Annotated in this window: 23 protein-coding genes; 11 read left to right on the forward strand and 12 right to left on the reverse strand. The window is 70.3% G+C overall.

From position 1 onward, the window contains the following. Positions 1-82: 82 nt before the first annotated feature. Positions 83-964: a class I SAM-dependent methyltransferase gene (locus tag KCH48_RS30200; RefSeq protein ID WP_210578082.1), complete on the forward strand. Its 882-nt coding sequence runs from the start codon at positions 83-85 to the stop codon at positions 962-964. Positions 965-1,045: 81 nt separating this feature from the next. On the opposite strand, the gene KCH48_RS30205 is transcribed toward KCH48_RS30200, so the two are convergent. Further along, positions 1,046-1,696 (reverse strand): TetR/AcrR family transcriptional regulator, encoded by a 651-nt coding sequence (locus tag KCH48_RS30205; protein ID WP_210578083.1) that lies wholly within the window; start codon positions 1,694-1,696, stop codon positions 1,046-1,048. A gap of 72 nt (positions 1,697-1,768) precedes the next feature. Here KCH48_RS30205 and KCH48_RS30215 point away from each other — a divergent pair, with 72 nt between their 5' ends. Then, positions 1,769-3,346 carry an FAD-dependent oxidoreductase gene (locus KCH48_RS30215; RefSeq protein ID WP_246886109.1) on the forward strand — a complete coding sequence of 526 codons (1,578 nt, stop codon included), beginning with the start codon at positions 1,769-1,771 and terminating at the stop codon, positions 3,344-3,346. Here KCH48_RS30215 and KCH48_RS30220 read toward each other — a convergent pair. Further along, entirely contained in the window at positions 3,322-4,902 is a 1,581-nt protein-coding gene (locus KCH48_RS30220) for a methylmalonyl-CoA mutase (protein WP_210578084.1), read from the reverse strand. The genes KCH48_RS30215 and KCH48_RS30220 overlap by 25 nt on opposite strands. Positions 4,903-5,036: 134 nt before the next feature. Here KCH48_RS30220 and KCH48_RS30225 point away from each other — a divergent pair, with 134 nt between their 5' ends. After that, positions 5,037-5,858: a L,D-transpeptidase family protein gene (locus KCH48_RS30225; protein ID WP_210578085.1), complete on the forward strand. Its 822-nt coding sequence runs from the start codon at positions 5,037-5,039 to the stop codon at positions 5,856-5,858. Positions 5,859-6,052: 194 nt separating this feature from the next. Here KCH48_RS30225 and KCH48_RS30230 read toward each other — a convergent pair whose 3' ends face one another. From KCH48_RS30230 to KCH48_RS30260, 6 genes are all read right to left on the reverse strand, one after another. Beyond that, positions 6,053-7,123, reverse strand: a complete 1,071-nt coding sequence (locus tag KCH48_RS30230; RefSeq protein WP_210578086.1) for a hypothetical protein — start codon at positions 7,121-7,123, stop codon at positions 6,053-6,055. Further along, a complete protein-coding gene (locus KCH48_RS30235) occupies positions 7,123-7,797 on the reverse strand; it encodes an RNA polymerase sigma factor (protein ID WP_210578087.1) in 675 nt (224 codons plus the stop codon). Before KCH48_RS30235 ends, KCH48_RS30230 begins: the two co-directional genes overlap by 1 nt. Before the next feature lie 309 nt (positions 7,798-8,106). Next, complete coding sequence (locus tag KCH48_RS43505) at positions 8,107-8,628, reverse strand: hypothetical protein (RefSeq protein ID WP_246886135.1); 522 nt, start codon at positions 8,626-8,628, stop codon at positions 8,107-8,109. A gap of 83 nt (positions 8,629-8,711) precedes the next feature. After that, positions 8,712-9,464 carry a hypothetical protein gene (locus KCH48_RS30250; protein ID WP_210578088.1) on the reverse strand — a complete coding sequence of 251 codons (753 nt, stop codon included), beginning with the start codon at positions 9,462-9,464 and terminating at the stop codon, positions 8,712-8,714. Between the two features lie 60 nt (positions 9,465-9,524). Next, positions 9,525-10,142: an RNA polymerase sigma factor gene (locus KCH48_RS30255; protein ID WP_210578089.1), complete on the reverse strand. Its 618-nt coding sequence runs from the start codon at positions 10,140-10,142 to the stop codon at positions 9,525-9,527. 342 nt (positions 10,143-10,484) lie between these two features. After that, entirely contained in the window at positions 10,485-10,892 is a 408-nt protein-coding gene (locus KCH48_RS30260) for a hypothetical protein (RefSeq protein WP_210578090.1), read from the reverse strand. 165 nt (positions 10,893-11,057) lie between these two features. Between KCH48_RS30260 and KCH48_RS30265 the strand changes: the two genes are divergently transcribed. Next, positions 11,058-11,552 carry a DUF1877 family protein gene (locus tag KCH48_RS30265; protein WP_210578091.1) on the forward strand — a complete coding sequence of 165 codons (495 nt, stop codon included), beginning with the start codon at positions 11,058-11,060 and terminating at the stop codon, positions 11,550-11,552. Positions 11,553-11,561: 9 nt separating this feature from the next. Here KCH48_RS30265 and KCH48_RS30270 read toward each other — a convergent pair whose 3' ends face one another. From KCH48_RS30270 to KCH48_RS30280, 3 genes are all read right to left on the reverse strand, one after another. Continuing rightward, positions 11,562-12,131: a hypothetical protein gene (locus KCH48_RS30270; protein ID WP_210578092.1), complete on the reverse strand. Its 570-nt coding sequence runs from the start codon at positions 12,129-12,131 to the stop codon at positions 11,562-11,564. A gap of 86 nt (positions 12,132-12,217) precedes the next feature. Beyond that, positions 12,218-12,721: a hypothetical protein gene (locus tag KCH48_RS30275; RefSeq protein WP_210578284.1), complete on the reverse strand. Its 504-nt coding sequence runs from the start codon at positions 12,719-12,721 to the stop codon at positions 12,218-12,220. 121 nt (positions 12,722-12,842) lie between these two features. Next, a complete protein-coding gene (locus KCH48_RS30280) occupies positions 12,843-14,453 on the reverse strand; it encodes a glycoside hydrolase family 20 protein (RefSeq protein WP_210578286.1) in 1,611 nt (536 codons plus the stop codon). A 202-nt stretch (positions 14,454-14,655) separates the two neighbouring features. On the opposite strand from KCH48_RS30280, the gene KCH48_RS30285 reads away from it, so the two are divergent. From KCH48_RS30285 to KCH48_RS30305, 5 genes are all read left to right on the forward strand, one after another. Then, complete coding sequence (locus tag KCH48_RS30285; protein WP_307840985.1) at positions 14,656-15,216, forward strand: 2-oxo-4-hydroxy-4-carboxy-5-ureidoimidazoline decarboxylase; 561 nt, start codon at positions 14,656-14,658, stop codon at positions 15,214-15,216. A gap of 179 nt (positions 15,217-15,395) precedes the next feature. Beyond that, positions 15,396-15,776, forward strand: coding sequence for a succinate dehydrogenase, cytochrome b556 subunit (gene sdhC, locus KCH48_RS30290; protein WP_210578094.1), 381 nt, complete (start codon positions 15,396-15,398; stop codon positions 15,774-15,776). A gap of 5 nt (positions 15,777-15,781) precedes the next feature. After that, positions 15,782-16,264 carry a succinate dehydrogenase hydrophobic membrane anchor subunit gene (locus KCH48_RS30295; RefSeq protein ID WP_210578095.1) on the forward strand — a complete coding sequence of 161 codons (483 nt, stop codon included), beginning with the start codon at positions 15,782-15,784 and terminating at the stop codon, positions 16,262-16,264. Positions 16,265-16,283: 19 nt separating this feature from the next. Beyond that, complete coding sequence (gene sdhA, locus KCH48_RS30300; RefSeq protein WP_210578096.1) at positions 16,284-18,038, forward strand: succinate dehydrogenase flavoprotein subunit; 1,755 nt, start codon at positions 16,284-16,286, stop codon at positions 18,036-18,038. After that, positions 18,038-18,817, forward strand: a complete 780-nt coding sequence (locus tag KCH48_RS30305) for a succinate dehydrogenase iron-sulfur subunit (protein ID WP_210578098.1) — start codon at positions 18,038-18,040, stop codon at positions 18,815-18,817. The genes sdhA and KCH48_RS30305 overlap by 1 nt, the downstream gene beginning before the upstream one ends. 133 nt (positions 18,818-18,950) lie before the next feature. Here the strand turns inward: KCH48_RS30305 and KCH48_RS30310 are convergent, their stop codons facing one another. Next, positions 18,951-19,433 (reverse strand): ATP-binding protein, encoded by a 483-nt coding sequence (locus tag KCH48_RS30310; RefSeq protein WP_210578100.1) that lies wholly within the window; start codon positions 19,431-19,433, stop codon positions 18,951-18,953. A 228-nt stretch (positions 19,434-19,661) separates the two neighbouring features. Between KCH48_RS30310 and KCH48_RS30315 the strand changes: the two genes are divergently transcribed. Further along, entirely contained in the window at positions 19,662-20,513 is an 852-nt protein-coding gene (locus KCH48_RS30315) for a helix-turn-helix transcriptional regulator (RefSeq protein WP_210578102.1), read from the forward strand. Between the two features lie 10 nt (positions 20,514-20,523). Beyond that, positions 20,524-20,745: a DUF397 domain-containing protein gene (locus KCH48_RS30320; protein ID WP_210578104.1), complete on the forward strand. Its 222-nt coding sequence runs from the start codon at positions 20,524-20,526 to the stop codon at positions 20,743-20,745. The last annotated feature ends 19 nt before the right edge of the window (positions 20,746-20,764 follow it).

A 20,764-nucleotide genomic window follows, 5' to 3' on the forward strand; every position in this document is an offset into this window, starting at 1 on the left:
GGCTGTCCGTTTGGAGGACTTTGTTCACCTGACGTTCAGTCGGCTGACAGATTGCCCGGCATCGATTGAGCAGGCTCGCTTCATGGCAAACCCACAGCAGATCTCCGCGGACCCCGGAGAACTCAAGGACGTCCCTGGCTGGTTCCCCCCACTGGACCAGATGCTCTTCACCTGGTTCCTGGACCGGCAGGAAAGACTGGGGCAGCCCGGAGACCTGGTGGAACTCGGCGTCTTCATGGGCAAGAGCGCGATCCTGCTGGGTGAGCACCTGCGGGACGGCGAGAGGTTCACGGTGTGCGACCTGTTCGAGAGCGACGCTCCCGACGGCGCGAACCGGGCCGAGCACAACAAGTCGTACGGTTCCCTCACCCGGCAGGCCTTCGAGCGGAACTACCTCGCCTTCCACGACGTCCTCCCGAAGGTGATCCAGGGCCCCAGCTCCCTGATCTCGAAAGAGGTCGACCCCGGCAGCTGCCGCTTCCTCCACATCGACGCCTCGCACCTGTACGAGCATGTGCGCGACGACATCGGCGCCGCGCACGAGCTGCTGCTGCCGGACGGCATCGTCGTGCTCGACGACTTCCGCTCCGAGCACACCCCGGGCGTCTCGGTCGCCACGTGGGAGGCCGTCCTCAACCGCGGGCTGCGCCCGATCTGCCTCAGCACGCAGAAGCTGTACGGCACGTGGGGCGATCCCGAGGCCGTGCAGGAGGAGCTGCTCACCATGATCCGAGAGCGCACGGATGTCGGGCTGAGCGTCCAGGAGGCCGCGGGGCATCGGCTGGTGCGGACCCGGGCGAAGAAGGGGATGCAGGCGCCGGACTTTCCGCGCTCGCGCTATTACCAGGAGCCCGAGCCGGTGGCTCCCCCCGCCCCCAAGCGCCGGCCCTCGCTTGCCCGGCGCATCGGGCGGGATCTGCTGCCGCCGATCGTCACGCGGGCGGTGCGTAGGCTCCGCGGGTAGTGCCGCGCTGGGTCGTTGTTCGGGTGCGGCGCCGTTGTGGCTGGTCGCGCAGTTCCCCGCGCCCCTTTGGGGCGCTGACCCTCAGGCGACTCCGTAGCTCGCCTCGATTCCCTCAATGATCAGGGCCAGGCCCTCCTCGAAGTGCTGGTCGTAATCCTGGAAGAGTTCCGCGCCCGCCTTGGCCGACAGAGGGTAGTCGGCCATCAGGCGGGCGCGTTCTGTTACGTCGAAGCCCTCGCGGCGCTCGCCCGGCAGTGGCTCGACGCCCTGTTCCTCGGTGACGAAGCCGAGGGTGTAGAGGTACGTCGTCTGGGTCGCGCGGACCGCCTGGGGGAGGGTGAACCCGGCGGCCGTGAACAGGCTCAGGTTCTCCTCCATCTGGTCGGCGTGCTCCAACGCGGTGAAGCGTGAGCCGCTGAACACCTTGGCGCCGTCGCGGTAGCGGAGCAGCTCCGTGCGCAGACCGCGGTTGGACTTCAGCAGCCGCTCCTGCCAGGTGTCCCCGGGATCGAGTGACGTCCCGGCGGCCATCCGGCGGTACATCTCCGTCGCCATCTCGTCGAGCAGCGCCTGTTTGTCCTTGAAGTGCCAGTACAGGGCGGGCGCCTTGACGTCCAGCTCCCTGGCGATGGCGCGCAGGGTCAGGCCGTCCAGACCGACCTCGTTCAGGAGCTTCAGGGCGGTGTCCGCGACCCGCTTGCGGTCGAGGGGCGCTCGGCGTTCCGTGCTCACGCTTGACAGCTTAACAGCGTTAAGGGCACTCTCGTCGGCGACGGCACTTAACAGCGTTAAGGAGAGTGGATCATGACTGTTTCCACGGACGTACTGATCGTCGGCGCCGGCCCCACCGGACTGGCCCTCAGCGTGGACCTGGCCCGGCGTGGCGTGGACGCCCTGGTGGTGGAGCGGGCGGACCGGCTGTTCCCGGGGTCGCGGGGCAAGGGCATGCAGCCGCGCACGATGGAGGTCTTCGACGACCTGGGCGTGCTGGACGCGATCCGGGCGGCCGGCGGCGGCTATCCGGTCGGGATGATCTGGCAGGACGGCCGACGGATGGGCGAGCATCACATGTTCGACGCGGCCGAGCCTACGGAGGACGCGCCGTACACCGCGCCGTGGATGGTGCCGCAGTGGCGCACCCAGGAGATCCTGTTCGCCCGGCTGGCGGAACTGAGCGCTCCGCTGGATGCGCCACGATCGTCCGTCGATCAGATGCAGGCCGGTGGGGGCTGGTCGCGCCCGCGCGGCGGAGCCGCATATCGATACGGCCCCGCGCCCTTCAGGGCGCGGCCGAAGCGCAGCCGACTCAGCCAAGGCCGCTCAGGCGGACCGGTCGAGTTCGGTCGTGAGGTCGTGTCCGTCGAGCAGGATGCGGTGGGCGTGACCGCGCGCTTCGCCTCGGGGGAGCAGATCCGGGCCCGTTACCTCGTCGCCGCCGACGGGGGCCGCTCGGCCGTGCGCCGGGCGCTGGGCATCGGTATGACCGGGGAGACGGTGGATCCGAGTCCGATGCTCGTGGCGGACGTACGGATCACCGGCCTGGACCGCGACAACTGGCACATCTTCCCGCCGCGCGAGGGCGCGGACTACCTCGCGATCTGCCCGCTCGCCGGCACCGAGGACTTCCAGCTGACCGCCCGCTTCCCCGAGGGCACCGATCCCGACCTGTCCCTCGACGGCATCCGCGAACTCGTCGCCGCCCGCTCGCACCTGGCCCCCGTCGATGTGACCGAAGTGCGCTGGGCCTCGGACTTCCGCCCGCGAGCGGCCCTCGCGGACCGCTTCCGCGACGGCCGGGTCTTCCTCGCGGGAGACGCGGCGCACGTCCACTCGCCGGCCGGCGGACAGGGGCTCAACACCAGCGTGCAGGACGCGTACAACCTGGGGTGGAAGCTGGGTGCGGTGCTACGGGACGGGGCGGCAGAGACGTTGCTCGACACCTACGAGGAGGAGCGGCGGGCCGTCGCCGCGGACATGCTGGGGCTGTCGACGAGCGTGCACCGCGGGGAGGTACGGCGTGGCGCGGCGACCCAGCAACTCGGGCTCGGCTACCGGGACTCGACGCTGACGAGGGAGACCCGTGACGCCCCGGGCCCGGTGCGGGCGGGCGACCGCGCACCCGACGGCACGCTGGACGGCGTACGGCTGTTTGACGCATTCCGAGGGCCGCACTGGACGCTGCTGGCCATCGGCACTCCGGCCCCTCGGGTTCCGGAGCCGGTACGGGTCGTCGGCGGGGCGCGGCTGGGGACGTACGGGACCGGGCTGTTTCTCGTACGGCCGGACGGTTATGTGGGGTGGGCTGGTGACGGGGCGGCCGGGCTCACGGACTACCTGGCCCGCGTCGGCCAGGCCGCTCAGAACGCGTCGCTCGGCACATAAGCGCCCCAGACCTCCCGCAGCGCGTTGCACACCTCCCCCACCGTCGCCCGGGCCCGCAGCGCCTCCTTCATCGGGTACAGGACGTTGTCCGGGCCCTCGGCGGCCTTCTTCAGAGCCGCGAGGGCCGAGTCCACCGCCCGCTGGTCCCGCTCCGCCCGCAGCTTGGCGAGACGTTCCACCTGCTGGCGCTCGATCGCCGGATCCACCCGCAGCGGCTCGTACGGCTCCTCCTCGTCGAGGCGGAAGCGGTTGACGCCTACGACGACCCGCTCGCCGGAGTCCGTCTCCTGGGCGATCCGGTACGCGTTGCGCTCGATCTCGCCCTTCTGGAAGCTCCGCTCGATGGCGTTGACGGCGCCGCCCAACTCCTCGACCTTCGTCATCAGTTCGACGGCCGCAACCTCGACCTCGTCCGTCATCTTCTCGATCACGTATGAGCCGGCGAAGGGGTCCACGGTCGCCGTCACGTCCGTCTCGTGGGCCAGCACCTGCTGGGTCCGCAGGGCCAGGCGCGCGCTCTTGTCCGTCGGCAGCGCGATCGCCTCGTCGAAGGAGTTGGTGTGCAGGGACTGGGTGCCGCCGAGCACCGCGGACAGGGCCTGGACGGCGACGCGGACCAGGTTCAGCTCGGGCTGCTGGGCGGTGAGTTGCACGCCCGCCGTCTGGGTGTGGAAGCGCAGCATCAGCGACTTGGGGTTCCGCGCGCCGAACTCGTCCCGCATCACCCGGGCCCAGATCCTGCGTGCCGCGCGGAACTTGGCGACCTCCTCCAGGAGCGTCGTACGCGCCACGAAGAAGAAGGACAGACGGGGCGCGAAGTCGTCGACGTCCATGCCCGCCGCTACGGCCGTACGGACGTACTCGATACCGTCCGCCAGGGTGAAAGCGATCTCCTGCACGGGTGAGGCGCCCGCTTCGGCCATGTGGTAGCCGGAGATCGAGATGGTGTTCCACCTGGGGATCTCGGCGCGGCAGTACTTGAAGATGTCCGCGGTCAGCCGCAGGGAGGGCTTCGGCGGGAAGATGTACGTCCCGCGCGCGATGTACTCCTTCAGTACGTCGTTCTGGATCGTGCCAGTGAGCTTCTCGGCGCTCACCCCCTGCTCCTCCGCCACCAGCTGGTACAGGAGCAGCAGCAGGGCCGCGGGCGCGTTGATCGTCATGGACGTGGAGACCTGGTCCAGCGGGATCCCGCCGAACAGCACCCGCATGTCGTCGACCGAGTCGATCGCCACGCCCACCTTGCCGACCTCGCCGTGCGCGATCGGAGCATCGGAGTCGTGGCCCATCTGGGTGGGCAGGTCGAAGGCGACCGAGAGTCCGGTCGTGCCGTGGGCGATCAGGTCCCGGTAGCGGGCGTTGGACTCGGCCGCCGTGCCGAAACCGGCGTACTGGCGCATGGTCCACGGGCGGCCCGTGTACATGGACGGGTACACGCCCCGGGTGAAGGGGTACGACCCCGGCTCGCCCAGCTGGCGCGCCGGGTCCCAGCCGTCGAGCGCCGACGGCCCGTACACCGGCTCGATGGGCAGTCCGGACTCCGACTCGCGCGTCATGCGTATGCCTCCCGCGTTGCTCGGCCCCGGTCACCACCATGCCGCCAAGTTCGCAACCCGTCACCCGCGGGGAACATCTCAGGTGACATACAGCTCGGCAGTGAGACGACGGGGACTGGATGCGTAACAGGAGCATGGAGAGATCGTGGGCAGGCGCGCTCGCCGGAGTGTGCGTGCTGACCGGGTGCACGGTGCAGGCCGCGGGCTCGGAGGGCGGACAGCCGCCGCCGGTGCGCATAGAGCTCTCCCGTACGCCGGCGGCCGACGACGACAAGTCCGGCTCCACCCCCGGCGCCAAGCCGTCCACACCGTCCCCCACCCCGCCCAAGGTCCTGTGGAAGCCCGGCGACACCGGGCGGGACGTGCGTGAGCTGCAGGCCCGGCTGCGGCAGGTCGCCTGGCTGTTCGACGGGCCGACGGGGACGTACGACGACCTGACCGAGCAGGCGGTCAAGGGGTTCCAGGGCAAGCGCGGACTGCCGACGACCGGGAAGACCGACGCCGTCACCTGGCAGCGGCTGCTGGACATGACGCGGGAGCCGGGCCACTGGGACCTGTATCTGATGGGCGGCCAGCCGCCCGACGCGCCCGACACGCGCTGCATGACCGGCCGGGTGCTGTGCATCAGCAAGACGAGCCGGACCCTGCGCTGGATGATCGACGGGCGGACCGTCCTGACGGTGCCGGTGCGGTTCGGCTCGCAGTACACGCCCACCCGGGAAGGTGTGTTCAGCGTCTACTGGAAGTCGCGGCATCACGTGTCGACGCTCTATGACTCGCCGATGCCGTACGCGATGTTCTTCAGCGGCGGCCAGGCGGTGCACTACTCGTCGGACTTCGCGGCCACCGGTTACGCCGGGGCCTCGCACGGCTGCGTCAACGTACGGGACGAGGCGGCGATCGCGCAGCTGTTCACGCAGGTGAGGAACGGCGACAAGGTCGTCGTCCACTGGTGAGAAGCGGTGTGTGGGGCGCGGGCGGGACCGGGGGAACGTGTCCCGCCCGCGCCAGTGCACGAGCCGTAGGTACGGGGGGAACCCCGGCTCTGTGCGTCGGCCGATGACCAGTCGGCTCATTCATTACTGCGCCAGGGCGGCCGAAAATGTCACGCTCGCCGCGCGAGAAGCTCTAGCGCGGGCAAAATCGCAGGTCAGAGGCTTGAATCAGGCTCGGGGGAGCCGAGGGCGCTGTACGAGGGGCTGGGCGTCGGCGCGGGAGGGGACGGGGTCGGTTCCGTCTTCGGGGAGGTCGTCGCCCGCTTCGGCTGCACTGACGTGAGGCCGGGCTGCTGGGGGTCGTCGTCCCCGGTGTCGCCGGGCGCTATGCCACCGGCGTCGTCGTCACCGCCTCGGTCCTGCTCGTCGTCCCTGGTGTCGCCCCTGTCCCTGCCGGAGCGGTCGTCAAAGTCGCCGGCCCCGTCGTCGCCGTCGGACGCGTTCAGGACGGCCTTGCAGTACTTCGTCACGCGCCCGGAGCCGCCCGCCATGCCCTCCAGCGCGCGTCGGCGGTCGGGGGGCAGTTCCTTGCCGGCGCGCACGTCGCGGCAGGCATCGGTGACGGAGCCCCACCAGTTGCGGAAGCCGTCGCCCTTGCGCTCGGTGCCGGGGGTCTCCTCGGGGGCCTCGCCGCCGGGGTGGGTGTTCTGCGGGGGTGCGCCGACGGCCGGGCCGCTCGGGGAGCCGCTCGGCTCGGGCATTCCGTTTCCGCCGTCCGGGGTGTCCTTCGGCGGGGTCGACGCCAGGGGGCGGTCGGGGCTCACGGAGGCCGAGACGGAGGCGCCGGGCACTGGTTCGTCGGCGTCGAACGGGGTGGGCAGGAGCCCGGTTCCGGCCGCGGCGGCGACGCCGCCGACCATGACGGCGGCCACCGAGGCGGCCAGGCCCAGGCGCAACGGGCGGGCCCAGCGGGGGCGCCCGTCGGGGCGAGCGGGGGCGCCGATCCGGACCAGGCCCGCGTCGGCGGCCCCGTGCCGGGCACCGCCGAAGACGACCGCCGGCTCGCCCTTCTCGGCGCGCACCTTGCGGAACGCGGCCAGCGCGGCGGCCTCACCGGGGAGTTCGGCGTCGTCGGTCTGCGGGGGTACGGCGGACAGCGCACTGAGGGTTTCGGCGAGCCGGACGGCCCGGTCCTGGTCGGCGGGGTCGACAGCTTCCAATGACTCACCGCGCAGGAGGAGTTCCGCCGTTTCGCGGTCCAGCCATCTGTACTGCTCGTCGGCCATCACATGTCCTTCTGCGTCCGCGGACGCGTATGCGTCACACTCGCGGACGTCACCGCATGGTCGTGCGGTTCTCTCTGCGGCGGCAGCGCGTCGAGCCCGCCGATCGATTCCGGATCCGCCTCCGGAGGGGCGCCGAGCAGTTCGGCGAGCCGCTTCAGGCCCCGGTGCGCGGCCGTACGCACCGCCCCCGGACGCTTGCCGAGGGTCTCCGCGGCGGTCTTGGCGTCGAGGCCCACCACCACGCGCAGCACGACCGCCTCGGCCTGGTCCTGCGGCAGCCGGGCGATGAGCGAGAGCGTGCTGTCCGTGGCCAGCGCCTCGATCGCCTCGCCGGCCGTGTCGGACTCGGCGGCCTTCCCGGTCAGCTCGGTCTCGTCGCCGCCGATCGCGGGGCGCCGACCGCGCATCCGTATGTGGTCCAGCGCGCGGTTGCGGGCGATCCGGGCGGCCCAGCCGCGGAAGCGGTCCGCGTCCCCGCTGAACCGCTCCAGGTCACGGGCTATCTGCAGCCAGGCCTCGGAGGCGACGTCCTCGGCGTCGTACTCGCCGACGAGTGTCCGGACGTACCCGAGGAGCCGCGGGTGCACCGCGCGGTACACAGTCCGGAACGCGGTCTCGTCCCCGTCCTGTGCCGCAAGCACCGCGGCAGTCAGCTCCGCGTCGTCCCCCAGCACCCGCATTCCTCGGTCGATGGTCAGTAGCCGGCCGCGGCTTCTCGGCCGTCGCTCACGTGATCAGTCACCTTCCCCGTCCGGCGCGAAAGGCACGTTACGACCTGAAACCGCTGCTCGTCCATGACCGTACAAGATGCAACCACCGCGGGACGGCGCGAGGTGTGACAGAAAACGCACTCATGGCGCTGTAGGAGATACGGGCCGCCGCGCGGCCCGTGCCGCGCGACGGCCGGGGCCTCTCCTGTGGGGGGTGGCGGCCCCGGCCGTCTCCGCGACAGCTCCCCCTCTGACCTGCGGTGATGTGGGGTGTTACCCGTCGCCGTGACCAGCGCGTCCGGCGCTTGCTGCTCCTGCCATATAAGTCGGCGGTTCAAACTCGGCGCGATGGTCCATCAGCCACGCCAGGTAGAGCAGGCCCTGGTTGATGACACCGGCATCGACACAACCGGCCCGGTGAGCCTGCGCATCCGCCTCGACCTCAGCAAGACGCGGCGTGACCTCAGTCACGACGACCACCGTGTACAGGAAGCCTGATCGACTGGGTTGACAGCCCTCCCGAATGGCATGCCGCGCGGCGCGTCCGGCGATCCCAGCAGACTCCGCGGCGGTGACGGCGACCGTGCCGGCCGCGGCGTCGAGCCCCGGCTCCGTCACCGTTCGCGCGGCGACATGGTCGAGCAGTTCGTCCGCCATGGCCCGGATCAGCGTCGGCGAGATGCTGCCGTACCGCAGCGAGTGCCACCGCGTGAAGGCCCGCCCCTCGATGTCGTCGAGCGCCTCGGCCAACCGCTGCTCGCCGACCTGATGGCATGTCACGTTATCAACGGGCACTGACAGCACTAGAGGTCAAGGGTCCAGCACCTGTCCAGGACAGTAAAGATCAAGGCGCCTGACCCCGACCCCAGCTGTCCCGGTTACTCCTTCTTCCCCTTGGGGTTGCCGGCCCCGGCCTGAGCGCCGTTCTTACCGTTCTTGTCGGCCTTATCCGCCTTGTCTGTCTTATCGGCGTTGCCCTTCTTGCTGTCGGTCAGCTGCCGGGCGCAGTACGCGGCAACGTTCCGCTGACCGCCCGCCGCCGCGATCAGCCGCTGCCAGGCGGTCGACTCCAGGGCCTTGCCGTTGCCCTTGACGTGCTCGTAGGCGCGGCAGTGCGCCTCGGTGTCCTGGGCGGTGGCGGGACGGTCCGGACGTACGGACTCCGTCGACGAAGGCGCCGAAGGACCGGCGGCCGGTGCTTCGGTCGGGCCGGACGAGGCGGGCGGGCGCCGGTGGCCGTCGTCGGCGCCGTCGGAGGACGTACCGACCGTGCCGATCGCGGCGACCGCGACGCCGCCCAGGGTGAGGCTCGCGAGGAAGAGGGAGAGCGTGGCCTTCAGAGAGCGCTGCACGCCGCGCTGCTCCCGGGGCCGCCAGTCGTCGCGGCGACGGGTGCGGGCCCGGTGCTCACCGGCGTCCCGGGCGGCCCGGAACGCGGCCACGGCTCGCTGCTCGCCCGCCGCGTCGACATCACCTTCGCGCATCGCGGCGGCCAGCAGCGCCTCCAGTCCGGCCCCGTCGCGTGCCCGCCCGGGTCCGGACGCCGCGTGCCCGGGTCCGGACACGGCGTCGCCCGGTCGCGCTCCCCGACGGCCGGATGCGGCCCGGTCTCCGCGCTGCCGTTCACCCATGTCCGATCCCGTTCCTCGTCCGGCCCTCCGGCCTGTCCGGCGGCCCGCCGGCGTCATCGCTCATGTCGACTCCCCCAGCGTCCGGGAGCCGTCATCCGTCACACCCTCGACTCCCAGCTGCTGCGCCAGGCGCTTCAGCCCCCGGTACGCGGCGGTGCGCACCGCGCCGGGCCGCTTGCCCAGGACGCGGGCGGCGGCGGGGCCGTCGAGGCCGACCACCACCCGCAGCAGTACGGCCTCGGCCTGCTCGCGCGGCAGTCCGCGGACCAGCTCCAAGGCGTGCTCGGTGGAGATGGCCTCCAGCGCCTGGTCGTGCGTGCTGTGCGCGGAGGGCAGATCCAGTACGTCCTGCTCCGTCGCCGTCGACCGGGGCCGCACCCTCTGCCGGCGCAGATGGTCCAGCGCCCGGTGCCGGGCGATGGTCGCCGTCCAGCCCCGGAACCCGGCCCCGTCGCCCTTGAACCGCCCGAGGTCCCGGGCGATCTCCAGCCACGCGTCCGAGGCCACGTCCTCCGCGTCGTCGCCGACGATCCCGCGCAGATAGCCGAGCAGTCCGGGCTGCACGATCCGGTACGCGACCGCGAAGGCGGCCTCGTCACCGTCCTGGGCCCGCGCGACGGCCGCGCCCAGTTCCCCGTCGTACGCCTGCACGCGGCGGGGTTCCTTTCCCTGGCCCAAGAACTGTCCTCGTTCGCACCGAGTCCGCGGCGGACCGCGCGCGACGTCACCGCTTACGCGAACAGCCCCCACGGTCATCAGCGCCGGGCTTCACAGAAGTGTCACAGCACCCCCGGCGTCCCACCGGTGACGGGAGTGACGCAGGGCCCATCCCCGTCCCGTGATGTTCACAGATCGCCAGGCGCTGTAAGGACGCCGAGCGCGGGCCTGGGCTACTCGTCGACGGCCGGGGTCAGCAAGTCCGCGCTGGGCACGCCGACGGCCGGCCAGCCGGGCCAGACGCTGGCGCCGTAAGCAAGGCGGTCCGCCGGGATCCTGTGCGGTGGGCAGGGCCCCGGCCGGTCAGTGGCGTGCCGTTGTGCGGGTGGCGTCCCGGCACAGCAGCCGCAGCGAGCCGTCCCCGGCGAAGCAGCGCCGGGCCTCGTCGATCGGGTCCCACAGCCGGCCGTCGGGCGTGCGGACCCAGTGGTCGCCGCCGCCCGCCCACCACTCGGCGCCGGTCTGCCGGACGACCACCTCACCGGCGTACGCGCCGAAGCCGCGCAGCATGGTCTCCACGGCGGTGAACGGCGTTTCCTCGCGGCGCAGTTCCTCGATCATCCGGTCGACGCGCCACAGGCTCTGCGCCGAGTAGTCGAGCCGCAGCCGCGCGCCCTCGCGCATGGTCGCCACCGCGTCCGCCGCCCACCGCACCGGCTTCGCCGCGGCCTGGGGCCTGCTCTCCCGCTGTGTCGTCTGCTGTGTCGTCACATTCGGGAAAGCGAGGTCAGCGAGTATTTCGTCACGCGGATCGGGCCACTGCGCGAGACCGGCGCAGGACCGCCCCACCGCCTGCACTACCCGCACAGGATTCGCTCAGCACGACGGGTTGACGCCCCAGTGACGATTCGGGGAGTCCGTGCGCTCTTGTCACCGATGAGCATGTACTTCCACTTGCGCGCCGTACCACCCGCGGCCCTGCGCAACAGCGCCACCTGGCAGCAGAAGCTCTTCGAGGACGACTGGGACACCGTGCGCCGGCGCCTCGACCGGCACCGCGAGGAAATGCTGGACCAGCACTACCTCGACCACCAGCTCCTCTACGCCTGCACGCCCCCGCACCACGCCGAGGAGGGACCCTGGGCCCATGTGGTCCTGGGCGGCCGACCGGTGCTCCATCCCGAGCCGGACAGGCCGCCGTTCCTGGTGCTGACCGCGGCGCAGGTGGCCCGGGTCGCCGCGTTCCTCACGGGTGCCGACTTCGACGCTCTGTGGCGGCCGGTGCGCGACAAGCTGCTGCCGCGGTACGGCGGACCGGACACGGAGCCGGAGGTCCACGGCGTCTTCGCGGCGTCCCACCGCGATCTGACCGCGTTCTACGCCCGCACGGCGGAGTACGGCGACGCGGTGGTGAAGTGGCTGGTCACCTGAGCCGAACGCTCAGCGCCGCCCCCGCGCCCGCCGCGACACGACCGCGCGCAGCACGCGCCGCCCCTCCGTCGACACCTCCAGGGCATGGCGCAGACCGCTCGCGCCATGCCCGGCGAGCAGCTCCAGGACGGCGACCTGGCGGCGCAGTTCGGCGGCGACGAGCGGCGGCATGCCCTCCGTACGGCCCTCGCGGCGGGCGTCGAGCGAGTCGGCGTCGTCGGCGACGTCGAGGAGCCGGTGGATCTGCAGCGCGGCGACGGAGCAGGCGTCGGCCCACATCCGCGCCTCGGCGGCGGACCGGACGGCCGGGGCGGCGGCCAGCATGCGCCGGACGAGCAGCGCGGCCTCGTCCTCGACCTCCGCGTCGTCCATGACGTCCGCGATGCCCAGCTTCCCGCGCGCCTGCTCCAGCAGTTCGCCCCACGCGGCGCTGTCCCCGCCGTCCGCGAGGTTCCCCCACAGCGGCCGCAGCACCTCGTCGTCACCGCCCAGCAGCGGTACGCAGCGATCCAAACAGGCCAACCCGCTGGCGGCCAGGCCGCGTTCGTCGGCCTGCGCGATCAGTTCCACCAGGCTCATCCACGCCTCCCTCTGCGGGGCTTCGCGGGGCTCCCACCTTTACGGAGCCCGCACTTCCCCTTACTGCGTGCGACGGCCCGGGAGTGTCACAGCGGGACGACGCCGAGCCGGTCGAGCATACGGAAGAATAGATTTTCGGCCAACGGATCGGCATCGGAGGTGAGAACGTCCAGCAACGGCCCGTCGGACACCTCGTGCCCGGCCTCCGCGGCCCAGGCGACGGCCCGCTCGGCGGCGTCACGCGGCTCGAGGAAGTAGTCCTCCAGCATGAGCCCCTCTTCGTCGGCGCCGAGGTACCCGGCCATCGCGCCCCGCGCGAGGCAGGTCGACCACGCCCCGCTCTCCGGCCCCGCCGCCTCGATGACGACACACTCGCTGTCCATGACGTATCCGAACAGCGCGGGCGCCCCGCTCTCCTGGGCCAGCGCGTTCATGCTCCCGACGTCGCCGTCCCCGCTCGGGTACTCCCACACCTGCCAGCCCCCGGGCGCGGACGCCCGTAAGCTCATCCCCTTCGCGCTGGACAGCGCCGCCAGCTCCTCGAGCGGCCGCTCGCTGCGCCCCACGACGAAGTACCCCCAGAAACCCATCCCGGCCCCCTCCTGGCTTCGGCTCACGCCGAAAACATCACAGTCGGCCGAATACATCACAGTCGTACGGGAGTTCGCAGCAGCACCGGACAATTCGAGCGTGTCCGCACAACTCCAGGCGTCAGTCCAGCCGCTCGGCCAACGCCTTGAACTCCGCCCAGGACAGCTGCGGCCGGCCCGGGTTCCACAGCTTCTGCACGGTCGCCGCCAGCGGCATCCGGATCCCGGCCGCGACCTGGTCCTGGGTCTGCGAGTCAGCGAGATCGCACCACACGGCGAAGGAGCCGCCGAGGATCTGGTCCTCGTACCGCACCGGAACCGCCTGCGTACCGCGCACCACCCGCGGCGTCCACTGCTCGTAGATCCGCTGCCCCGTCGGATAGACGAAGGTCTGCGGCTGCCCGAGGACGTAGTACAGGAACTCGTCGTTGTAGTTGACGAGGTCGCGCCCGGCGCTCAGATACTCCACCGGCAGCCGCGCCCCGATCTCCTTGCCCGTCCAGTAGGCGACCTGGAGATCCTCGGCCGCCTCGACGGACGTACCGGCGTAGAAGCCGTCGTTCCACGCCCGCATCGTCCGGTCGTGCGTACGGATCGTGTCGGCGCGGTCGTTGAGCCAGCCGGTGGCGAGGTCGGCGACGGTGGCGCCGGAGCCGTACGCCTCGGTCGCGGCGGAAGCCAGCTGCGGATAGGCGGCCTCGGGGTTGTCCGACGTCAGCGCCGCGTATTCGTCGCCGCCGAGATGCCAGTAGCCGCCGGGAAAGAGATCCGCGTACTCGTTCAACAGATCGTCGACGATGGTGCCGGCCTCGTCCTTGGAGATGTCGATCGCACCCCGCGGCGCCGCTCCCTGCGCGCTGCGCAGCTGCAGCTCGGGATGGGCGGCGATCACGGCACCGAGATGCCCCGGAGAGTCGATCTCGGGCACGACCGTCACATGCAGCCGCTCCGCCAGCTCGACGATCTTCTTCACCTGCGCCTTGGTCAGATGCTCCTTGGACACGATCTCCGGATGGCTGTCGGACTCGATCCGGAACCCCTGGTCGTCCGAGAAGTGCAGCCCCAGCTGGTTGAACTTCAGGTCCGCCAGCTCACGCACCCGGTCCTCGATCCAGCCGGCCGTGAAGTGCTTGCGGGCGATGTCGAGCATCAGCCCCCGCTGCGGCTTCGCCGGCTCATCGCGTACGACGCCCTCCGGCGCCGTACCGCCGCCGCGCACCGCCTGCTTGAGCGTCCGGGTGCCGTAGAACACGCCCGAGTCGGCGGGCCCGCTGATGTTCACCCGCCCGCCACGCACGGTCATGGCGTACGACTCCGGATCCGCGCCCTCGTCGTCGTTCAGCGCCAGCCGTACGTCCCCGGCGCGCACGTCGTCCTTCTCCCCCGCGTACGACAGCCCCAGCTCACCCGCGAGCAGCCGCCCCTCGTCGACGAGCTCCGCGTCGTTCACGACCACCCGGTGACCGCGCGCCGGCTTCCAGCCGGGCCCACGGGCGGGAGTGTGCGCGCGGACGGCGGGGATGGTGCGGGGCGTCTTCGACAGCGGGTAGGTGCGGCTCGGGCTGGGACGGGGACTGGGAGTCTCCGACGGGGCCGCCGCCGATGTCGTAGTGGTACCGGCTGCGGGAAGCCTGGAGGCCGAACCCTCCCCCGGCCCGCCCTCGTCCCCCGCGGCCGCCCAGATCCCGAGAGCCAGCCCGACCGCCACCACGGTCGCCGCCGCGACCAGCATCCGCCGCCTGTCCGTCCATGCCGAGATCCTGCGCCTGTGCTGACTCACGGGCGCCAACCTAGGCCCTGAGCCGTGCGACATCCGTCCACCACGCGTTCCGAAACTCTCCCGTGCGGGTGAAATTCGGGCATCCGTCGGACACGTCATGTCCGATCTCGATAACGTGGTGGCACATCTCTCACACCATCCCCTGCCGAATCACGTGACGCCCACACACCTCACTGGCCAAGTCGCCATACCCGAGCAGACCCGGGACACGTCTTCCCCACTGGACCACTTCAACACGGCCCCCCTGGAAGACGTCCTCCACACCCTTCTCACCTGCCTCCACAGCCCCCGCTGGGCCCACCGGGTAGCCGACCACCGCCCCTACCCGGACCTCGAGTCCCTCCTCGCCGCCGCCGACGAAGCGGCGTACGACCTGACAGCGGCGGACCTGGCAGCGGCCCTGGCAGCAGAAACGCTTCCTGAACTCCCCGACGGAACGTACTCGGCCGCTCACACCGCACTGCGTGCCGCACATGCCGCATACGAGGCACGATTCGGACACGCGTTCGTCATCTGTGTCGACCACCTGCCACCCAGCGAAGTCCTCGACCAGATCCTGGAGGGAATCCGGTCACGATTGACAAACGATCCGGAAGAGGAACGAGTAGTGGCAGCAGAGGAACTCCGGAGACTGGCCAGGGGACGGTTGAGGGACGCCGTCAGGGGCGCGGGGAACTGCGCGACCAGCCCCCACACACCCGCACCCGGCACATAACCGCACACACCACCCCCAATAGCCCGTTCGCCTGCCACATTGATCACATCAACGGGCCCGGCGTAAGCACCGCAGGCAACCGTCGCTACGATGCTGGGGGCCGGTGGACCGTACCCGGCCGGGCCCGACCGACCACACAAGCCGGCGCGGCCCCAATCCCCGCTCCCGGAGGAACTTCCGTGCCGGCTGGAACGCTGTACCGCGGCCGGGAAGGAATGTGGTCCTGGGTGGCTCATCGAGTCACCGGCGTCCTCATTTTCTTCTTCCTGTTCGTTCACGTGCTGGACACCGCTCTCGTCCGTGTCTCTCCCGAGGCCTACGACGACGTCGTGGCCACGTACAAGACGCCGCTCGTCGCGCTGCTGGAGTACGGCCTCGTCGCCGCCATCCTCTTCCACGCGCTCAACGGCCTGCGTGTCATCGCCGTCGACTTCTGGTCCAAGGGTCCGCGCTACCAGAAGCAGATGCTCTGGTCCGTCGTCGGCCTGTGGCTCGTACTGATGGTCGGGGCGATCTACCCCGTCCTCGGTCACGCCGCTCGTGAACTGTTCGGGAGCTGACGCGCATGTCCACCACCGAAAAGACCGCCGCCGGTATCGGCCCCGTAGAGGGCGAGTCCCTCTACAGCGTCGACAACCCGGCGCCGCTGATCGAAGCCCCGCGCAAGCGGACCAAGAAGACCCCGAAGTCCACGCGGGGCAACTTCGAGATGGCCGCCTGGCTGTTCATGCGCCTGTCCGGCGTGGTGCTGGTCGTCCTGGTCCTCGGCCACCTGCTGATCCAGCTCGTGCTGGACGGCGGCGTGTCGAAGATCGGCTTCGCCTTCGTGGCCGGCCGCTGGGCCAGCCCCTTCTGGCAGGTCTGGGACCTGCTGATGCTGTGGCTGGCGATGCTGCACGGCGCCAATGGCCTGCGCACGGTCATCAACGACTACGCGGAGCGCGCGAACACCCGGCTGTGGCTGAAGGGCCTGCTCTACACCGCCACGGTGTTCACCATCCTGCTGGGCACGCTGGTGATCTTCACCTTCGACCCGAACATCCGCTAGATCCGGGGCTACGAGACCAATGAAGATCCACAAGTACGACACAGTCATCGTCGGCGCGGGTGGCGCCGGCATGCGCGCCGCCATCGAGTCGACGAAGCGCAGCCGGACCGCGGTGCTGACCAAGCTCTACCCGACCCGCTCCCACACGGGCGCCGCGCAGGGCGGCATGGCCGCCGCGCTGGCCAACGTGGAGGAGGACAACTGGGAGTGGCACACCTTCGACACGGTCAAGGGCGGTGACTACCTGGTCGACCAGGACGCCGCCGAGATCCTGGCGAAGGAGGCCATCGACTCGGTCCTCGACCTGGAGAAGATGGGCCTGCCGTTCAACCGCACGCCGAACGGCACGATCGACCAGCGCCGCTTCGGCGGTCACAGCCGGAACCACGGCGAGGCCCCGGTCCGCCGCTCCTGCTACGCGGCCGACCGCACCGGCCACATGATCCTCCAGACGCTCTACCAGAACTGCGTGAAGGAGGGCGTGGAGTTCTACAACGAGTTCTACGTCCTCGACCAGCTGATCACCGAGGTCGACGGCGTGAAGCGGTCGGCCGGCGTCGTGGCGTACGAGCTGGCGACCGGCGAGATCCACGTCTTCCAGGCGAAGGCCGTGATCTACGCGTCCGGCGGCTGCGGCAAGTTCTTCAAGGTGACGTCGAACGCGCACACGCTGACGGGTGACGGCCAGGCGGCGGTCTACCGTCGCGGGCTGCCGCTGGAGGACATGGAGTTCTTCCAGTTCCACCCGACCGGCATCTGGCGCATGGGCATCCTGCTGACGGAGGGCGCCCGCGGTGAGGGCGGCATCCTCCGCAACAAGGACGGCGAGCGCTTCATGGAGAAGTACGCGCCGGTGATGAAGGACCTGGCGTCGCGTGACGTCGTATCGCGGTCGATCTACACCGAGATCCGCGAGGGCCGCGGCTGCGGTCCCGAGGGCGACCACGTCTACCTGGACCTCACCCACCTCCCGCCGGAGCAGCTGGACGCCAAGCTGCCCGACATCACCGAGTTCGCCCGCACCTACCTGGGCATCGAGCCGTACACGGACCCGATCCCGATCCAGCCCACCGCGCACTACGCGATGGGCGGCATCCCGACGAACGTCGAGGGTGAGGTGCTGGCCGACAACACGACGGTCGTCCCCGGCCTGTACGCCGCGGGCGAGGTCGCCTGCGTCTCCGTCCACGGCGCGAACCGCCTCGGCACCAACTCGCTGCTGGACATCAACGTGTTCGGCAAGCGGGCCGGCATCGCCGCCGCCGACTACTCGCAGACGGTCGGCCACGTCGAGCTGCCCGAGGACCCGGCTTCGCTGGTCGTCGAGCAGGTCGAGCATCTGCGCTCCTCCACCGGCACGGAGCGGGTGTCGACCCTGCGGCGCGAGCTGCAGGAGACCATGGACGCGAACGTCATGGTGTTCCGCACCGAGCAGACGATCAAGACGGCGGTCGAGAAGATCGCGGAGCTGCGCGAGCGCTACAAGAACGTCTCGATCCAGGACAAGGGCAAGCGGTTCAACACGGACCTGCTGGAAGCCATCGAACTCGGCAACCTCCTGGACCTGGCCGAGGTCATGGCGGTCTCCGCCCTGGCCCGCAAGGAGTCCCGCGGCGGTCACTACCGCGAGGACTACCCGAACCGCGACGACGTCAACTTCATGCGCCACACCATGGCGTACCGCGAGGTGGGCGACGACGGCACGGAGTCCATTCGTCTCGACTACAAGCCGGTCGTCCAGACCCGCTACCAGCCGATGGAGCGTAAGTACTGATGGCAACCCCGACCCTGGACAAGGCGGACGCGGCCGGCACGCCTGAGCCCGGCTTCGCCGACTCCCCGTACATCACGGCCACCTTCCGCATCCGCCGCTTCAACTCCGAGGTCTCGGCGGAAGCGGCCTGGGAAGACTTCCAGGTGGAGATCGACCCGAAGGAGCGCGTCCTCGACGCCCTCCACAAGATCAAGTGGGAACTGGACGGCACGCTCACCTTCCGCCGCTCCTGCGCCCACGGCATCTGCGGCTCCGACGCGATGCGGATCAACGGCAAGAACCGGCTGGCCTGCAAGACCCTGATCAAGGACCTCAGCCCCGAGAAGCCGATCACGGTCGAGCCCATCAAGGGCCTGACGGTCCTCAAGGACCTGGTCGTCGACATGGAGCCGTTCTTCCAGGCCTACCGCGACGTCATGCCCTTCCTCATCACGAAGGACACGAACGAGCCGACGCGCGAGCGCCTGCAGACCGCCGAGGACCGCGAACGCTTCGACGACACCACGAAGTGCATCCTCTGCGCCGCCTGCACCTCCTCCTGCCCGGTCTTCTGGAACGACGGCCAGTACTTCGGCCCGGCGGCGATCGTGAACGCCCACCGCTTCATCTTCGACTCGCGCGACGAAGCGGGCGAGCAACGCCTGGAGATCCTCAACGACAAGGACGGCGTCTGGCGCTGCCGCACGACCTTCAACTGCACGGACGCCTGCCCGCGCGGCATCGAGGTCACGAAGGCGATCGCGGAGGTCAAGAAGGCGCTGATCACGCGCCGCTTCTGACCTTCTCCGCCTGACTTGAGGGCCCGGTTTCCGTCGCTTCGGGAACGGGGCCCTCTGGCGTTGGGCGGTCAGTAGTGGCCGATTTCCGGATCCTCGTGCCGGGCATGTACGACAGAGGCGGCCGGGAGGACGCTCACGCGGCGACCCGCACGCCGCTCCCGGCCGACGGCCCGACCTCACACCAGAGCAGCTTCCCACCCACGCCGAAGAGGCCGTCCCCGAGCAAACAGCCACCCCATGCGTCCGCGTAATGGCATACGAGGAACAGCCCGCGCCCGCCGACAGCCTCTGCCGGGACAGCAGCCAGAGTGCCCGGCCCCTTGTCGAACGGGGGAGGGATGTGAGGGTTGGTGTCCCAGACGCTCACCCGCAGACGGTTTCGGCCCACGCCGCGCAGACGGAGAGTCGCGGGACCGGCGGAGTGACGGTAGGCATTGGTGACGAGCTCCGAGGTCAACAGCTCGGCAGAGTCCAGTAGTTGAGTCATGCCGTGACCGGAGAGAACGGCATGGAGAGTGACACGGGCGATGCGCACGGCACGTGCGTCGTGGGGCAGTTGGAGGGCGTACGCCCAAGGTGGCGATGCTTCGCACGGCGACGGGGATACGGTGACCATGAACGTCTCCTGCGGTGGGGGGGACTTGGTTCGCTCGACTCAGTTCGGCGGTGGCAATGCCGCGCGAGTGGTGCGGTGCGCTTCCGGCTTATGGGCTGGGCCAGTTGAGCGGTTCGGGACTCACCGTAGACTGGCGAAGCTGAAGGTTTTGCAAGATCTAGCAAAGCCTTCAGCTATTTACTCCGTGTGGGTTACTGCCCGCGTCGGTGTACGGAACGGAGCGAGGGCATGGCACCAAGGAGCGCACCGTCGGCGCGCCGCCTCCGCATCGGCGTCGAATTGCGCCGAATGCGAGAGCGCGCCGGCATGACCGCCGCCGAGGCGGCCCGCGCCCTGGGCACCACGCAGGGACAGATGAGCAACATCGAGGCCAACCGCTTCGGCGTGAGCGCCGACCGCGTCCGCACCCTCGCCCACATCTACGGCTGCACCGACCAGCCCCTGGTCGACGCCCTCGCCGACATGGCGGCCGACCGCACCCGCGGCTGGTGGGAGGAGTACCGCGACACCCTCCCGCCCCGGCTCCTCGACCTCGCCGAGATGGAGCACCACGCCGCTGCCCTGCGCGTGACCCAGGTCATCAACATCCCCGGCCTGCTCCAGACACCGGAACACGCCCGCGCGCTCTTCCGAGAGGCCGTCCCGGCCCTGCATCCGCACGAGATCGAGTACCGCATCTCCCACCGCATCAAGCGCCAGGCCATCCTCCACCGCGAACAGCCCACGCCGTACACCGCGATCGTCCACGAGGCCGCCCTGCGCATGCAGTTCGGCGGCCGGGACGTGGCCAGGTCTCAGCTGAAGCATCTCGCCGAGGCGAGCGAGCAGTCCAACATCACCCTCCGAGTGATCCCGTTCGACGGCACATCGTTCCCGACGACCGGCCATGGCGTGGACTACTTCCAGGGACCGGTACCGGCCCTCGACACCGTCGAGGTCGACGGCGCTCATGGCAGCCAACTCATCGATGCCGTAGGACAATTGGAGAAGTACCGAGTCGTCCTCGATCGGATGGAGGCGGTGACGCTGAAGCCCGCCGCTTCCCGGGACCTCATCCGCCGCATCGCCCAAGACATCTGAAAGACGAGCCGTGACCGAACTGAACTGGCAGAAGTCCACCTACAGCGAGGAAGGCTCTGCCTGCGTGTACGTCGCCACCGCCCCCACGGGAACGATCCTCCTCCGCGAAAGCGATGCCCCCGAAACGATCCTCACCATCGGCGCCCGCCAACTCGGCGCGCTGATATCCGCTCTCAAGCCCCACCGGCCAGCCACGACGGGCGCGCGCCGGGCTGCTTCCCGACGCCAGTAGGCATGATCAAGGATCCGCC

It is taken from the genome of Streptomyces sp. GESEQ-4 (assembly GCF_017948455.1).
GTDB lineage: Bacteria > Actinomycetota > Actinomycetes > Streptomycetales > Streptomycetaceae > Streptomyces.